This window comes from Pseudomonas brassicacearum, assembly GCF_918698105.1.
GTDB classification, from domain to species: Bacteria; Pseudomonadota; Gammaproteobacteria; order Pseudomonadales; family Pseudomonadaceae; genus Aquipseudomonas; species Aquipseudomonas brassicacearum_F.
This window is the reverse complement of record NZ_CAKKMI010000150.1, coordinates 1-4,327: the sequence shown is the minus strand read 5'-3', so window position 1 is coordinate 4,327 and position 4,327 is coordinate 1. Positions and strand designations below refer to the sequence as shown.

The following is a 4,327-nucleotide window of genomic DNA, read 5'->3' as shown; positions in this document are numbered from 1 at the left end:
CGATAGCGGTGTATCAGCCAGCACATCTGCTGAATGTTAAGCCGCTATCGCGAGCAAGCTCGCTCCCACAAGGGGGCTGCGTAGCGATCCGAATCAGGCCGCAATCGCAGCAGGCCGCATCGGCGCTTGCTGTTTCTCGGGAATTGTCCCAAACAACGCCTTGTGCACCGCCTGCTGCGCCTGGAAGGCCAGTGCCGCGCGTTCCTGGCCGTGGCAGGCGATCGGTTCCAGCAGATGGATTTCCACCTCGCCCCGATCATTGGCAAACAAGCGCATCAGGTGCGACAGCAAATCATCATCGCCAATGAACGGCGCCAGCGAATCCGGTTCACCGTTGCGCAGGTAACGGATCGCCACTGGCTGCAGCGCGACATCGGCGTCGATGGCCGCCGACAACAAGCGGCCGTGGAAGGTGCGCAGGGTGCGGCCATCGGTGGTGGTGCCTTCCGGGAACATCAGCAGCGGATGGGCCTGTTCCAGGTGACGGCTCATTTGCTTGCGGATCAATTGGCTGTCACCCGAACCGCGCCGGATAAACAGGCTGCCGGCCTTGGCGGCCAGCCATCCGGCGACCGGCCAGGTGCGCACTTCGGCCTTGGACAGGAACGACAGCGGCGTGAGCATGCCCAGCAATGGGATGTCGGTCCAGGACACGTGGTTGCTGACCCACAGCATCGGCCGTTGCGGCAGTTGACCGTGGACGGTGACTGAAAAGGGCAGGGCACGGCTCAGCCGTGCCATGAAGAACCGCGACCAGCGCTGGCGACGGACCATCGAGTTGGCGATTCCTGCACGTTCGAACAGGCCGAACACGCTGGCCATACTCAGGCCCAGCGCCACCACCAGCAATACTCGCGCGATTCGCGCGTACACCCGCAGCCGGCTCATCAGACCGCTGCCTTGAAGTGGCGGGCGTAGCGCGGGCAGAGTTCGTCGCGCTTGAGCAGGATGAACACGTCGGCCACCTGGAAGTCCTCGTCCCAGCACGGCTCGCCGCAAATCTTCGCGCCCAGGCGCATGTAGGCCTTGAGCAGCGGTGGCATCTCGGCGATGACGTTGGACGGCACGTCCAGGGTCGGCAAGGGTTTTTTCGGTACGGCTTGCAGATGTTCGGTGCACAGGTAGCGTTCGCGCAGGCGCTGCATGATCGCCTGGGCCTGGATACCGCCGTCCTGCATCGGAATGCTCGCGCAGCCCATCAGGTAGCTGTAGCCGCCTTCGTTCAGGACTTCGGCCAGTTCGCCCCAGAGTACCGCGATGGTGCCGCCGTTGCGGTAGGCCGGGTCGACGCAGGTACGGCCGATTTCCAGGATCGGACCCTTGAGATGGACCAGGCCGTGGAGGCTGAATTCTTCTTCGCTGTAGAACCGGCCCAGGCTGCTGGCGGCCTGGTGGTCGAGCAGGCGAGTGGTCGCCACGAGGCGGCCGGTGTTCAGGTCGCGTACGCCGATGTGGGCGCAGTGAACATCATAGTCATCCATGTCCAGACCCATTTCCGCGCCCTTGAGCTTGGCGTTGAATTCGCCGCTGAAGACGTTGAAACGCAGGGCCTGTGCTTCTTGCAAGGCTTGGGCGCCGATCAGGCGTTCGGCTTGCAGGCGGCGTTCATTGCCGGTGTCGCTGATGCGGGCGATCTGGGTCATAGCGAATCTCCGTGCGGGCTGTTCAGTTGCAGCCTGTCGACTTTCTTTATGCAGCCATGTTGTGCAAAGTCAGGCTATGTAGCCCCGGTGTCATCGCCATGAAGCTTTGGTGATGCTTATGTGACAGCCCTCAAGGAGCCTCTTATGCCCTGGCACACCCTGATCGAACGCGGCGAGCGCCTGCCCGCCCATGCGGACCTGGCCGAAGGATATTCAGCGTTGTTGCAACGCTTGGGGCCGGTGACACCGTTCGAACTGGCCGTCACCGGGGCGCGGTTGATGGCGACACCGGGGCTGGCCTTCCTGGTGGGGTATCAGGCGGCGCTGCGGGTGCTTTGGCCCAGCGCGCCCCAGAGCCTCGGCGCCTTGTGTGCCACCGAACAGCGCAGCCTGCGCCCGGCGGACATGCAAACCCGCCTCGACGACTTGCGCCTGAGCGGACGCAAGGACTTCGTCACCGCCGGCGACGCCGCCGAGTGGCTGCTGATTGCCGCTCGCTGCGAGGCACCCGGTGAAACGCCACGGCTGAACCTGGCAGTGGCCTATGCGGGCGAGCCCGGCGTGACCCTGGAAAAACTGCCTGCCATTGCGCTGATGCCGGACATCAGCCATGGCCGCGTCCTGCTCGACGGCGCGTTGTGCGAGTTGCTGGCGGGCGACGGTTGGGACGCCTACGTCAAACCGTTCCGCACCCTGGAAGACCTTTATGTGCTCAGCGCGATGACCGCCTGGTTGTATGGTGTCGGGCAGGAATCTGCCTGGCCCCAGGCCTTGCAATTGCGCCTGCTGGCGTTGCTCGCCGGTTGCGCGGAGGTGAGTCGGCATAACCTTTCCAGCGCGGCCGGGCATGTGCTGCTGGGCGGGTTGTTCGCTCAATTCCAGGGGCTCGATGGCGAACTGAACGCTGCGTTGAACGCCGGGCCTGCAGCGTGGCGCGAGATGTGGACGCGGGATAAAGCGGTGATGGAGATCGGTGCGGGGGCGCGGGCCAAGCGGTTGGCCAAGGCGTTGGGTTAGTCCTTCAAGCGACTGACCCCTGTGGGAGCGAGCTTGCTCGCGATAGCGGAGTGTCAGCTAAGCATATGGCGACTGAAAAACAGCTATCGCGAGCAAGCTCGCTCCCACAGGGGACCACACAAGCCTCGAAACTGTCATCAAGTCTGAATAGGCTCTGAAGGTTCAATCCTGCGAGCCCCAAGCATGTCCAAAGGCTGGTTCCTGTTCCCGCTGCTGTTGCTCAACCTGAGCGCCCACGCCGAAGACTGGCCCGGCGAGCAATGGCCAAGTGGCCCGACCCCGAGCGGGCCAGCCATCGAAGCCCTGGAGCAATACGCCTTCCCACCCCGGGACGATGCGAGCCGCGAGGGCATCCGCACCGACGCGCTGCTGGTGATCCAGGACGGTCGGCTGGTCTACGAACGCTACGCCGGCCCGACCACTGCCCAGACCCCGCACCTGACCTGGTCCATCAGCAAAAGCCTGCTGGCGACGGTGTTTGGCGTGGCCTACGGTGAAAAACGATTTGGCCTGCAAGACCCAGCCGCCAAGTACTACCCGCCACTGAGCCGGCACCCGGGCCTGACCCTGGCCGATCTTTTCCACTGGGCCTCAGGCCTGGACTGGCAGGAAGACTACGAATACGCGCCGCTCAACTCTTCGGTGGTGGCGATGCTTTATACCCGTGGGCGTCATGACATGGCGGCGTTCACTGCGCAGCATGAACGCTTCAGCCCGCCGGGGCAGGCGTTTCGTTATTCCAGCGGTGACAGCAACTTGCTGGCGGCGGCCTTGAAAACCATCGTCGGCCCGGCGCGCTACCCCGACTACCCCTGGACGTCCTTGTTCGAACCTCTGGGCATCCACCACGCCACCTGGGAAACCGATGCCAGCGGCACGTTCGTCGGTTCGTCCTATGCCTACCTCACCGCGCGAGACCTGGCGCGTGTCGGGTTGTTGATGCAACGGGACGGTCGCTGGGGCGAACGGCAACTGGTCCCCAAGGCGTGGGTCGCGTTCAATCGCCAGCCTTTTGCCCACTTCCAGGCCGGCCAGGACGAAGCCGTGCCCGGCGGGCATTGGTGGCTCAACCGCGCCACCGATCCGGCAATCCACCCCTGGCCCGATGCGCCGCCGGATACCTTTGCCGCGCTGGGCCATTGGGGCCAGGCGCTGTACGTCATCCCCAGCGCCAAACTGGTGATCGTGCGCTACGGCGACGACCGCGACGGCAGCTATCGCCATAACGAACTGCTCAAGCGCGCCATGGCGGCGTTCGCCGGGACGGTGCAGCCATGAAGCGCAAAGTGTTGCTCACCCTGTTGTCGATGCTGCTCATCGCCCTGTTCAGTTGGGTCTGGCTGGAGCGGGTGGCATTGCGGGCTTTTCCCGACATCATCAGTGCCTACACCGCCAAGGAGTACTGCTCGTGCCGCTACGTGATGGAGCAATCGGCGGACTACTGCCGTGGCTATGTGAAGCAGTCGGTGCCCATCAGCGATTTTCTCGAGACCGTTGAAGCCAAGCGCGTCACCGTCAGTGGATTGGGGCGCAGCAACAGTGCGCAATGGCTGGGGGAGCGGCAGGGGTGTCGGTTGGAACCCTGAGCTAACTGTTGGGAACAAGGCCTGACGCCGATCCTAGTGTGGGAGCAAAGCCTGACGCCGATCCTAATGTGGGAGCAAGGC

General features: G+C 64.0%; 5 protein-coding genes. 3 read left to right on the top strand and 2 right to left on the bottom strand.

The window, feature by feature from the left end:
* Positions 1-93: 93 nt before the first annotated feature.
* Both LQ215_RS29280 and olsB read right to left on the bottom strand, forming a co-directional pair.
* Positions 94-888 (bottom strand): lysophospholipid acyltransferase family protein, encoded by a 795-nt coding sequence (locus LQ215_RS29280; RefSeq protein ID WP_230153716.1) that lies wholly within the window; start codon positions 886-888, stop codon positions 94-96.
* Positions 888-1,643 (bottom strand): L-ornithine N(alpha)-acyltransferase, encoded by a 756-nt coding sequence (gene olsB, locus LQ215_RS29275; protein WP_003198679.1) that lies wholly within the window; start codon positions 1,641-1,643, stop codon positions 888-890. Before olsB ends, LQ215_RS29280 begins: the two co-directional genes overlap by 1 nt.
* 144 nt (positions 1,644-1,787) lie before the next feature.
* On the opposite strand from olsB, the gene LQ215_RS29270 reads away from it, so the two are divergent.
* The 3 genes from LQ215_RS29270 (at position 1,788) to LQ215_RS29260 (ending at position 4,246) form a co-directional block, all read left to right on the top strand.
* Positions 1,788-2,660: an acyl-CoA dehydrogenase family protein gene (locus LQ215_RS29270; protein ID WP_230153715.1), complete on the top strand. Its 873-nt coding sequence runs from the start codon at positions 1,788-1,790 to the stop codon at positions 2,658-2,660.
* Positions 2,661-2,843: 183 nt separating this feature from the next.
* Positions 2,844-3,938 carry a serine hydrolase domain-containing protein gene (locus LQ215_RS29265; protein WP_230153714.1) on the top strand — a complete coding sequence of 365 codons (1,095 nt, stop codon included), beginning with the start codon at positions 2,844-2,846 and terminating at the stop codon, positions 3,936-3,938.
* Entirely contained in the window at positions 3,935-4,246 is a 312-nt protein-coding gene (locus LQ215_RS29260) for an amidase (protein ID WP_079303741.1), read from the top strand. Before LQ215_RS29265 ends, LQ215_RS29260 begins: the two co-directional genes overlap by 4 nt.
* The last annotated feature ends 81 nt before the right edge of the window (positions 4,247-4,327 follow it).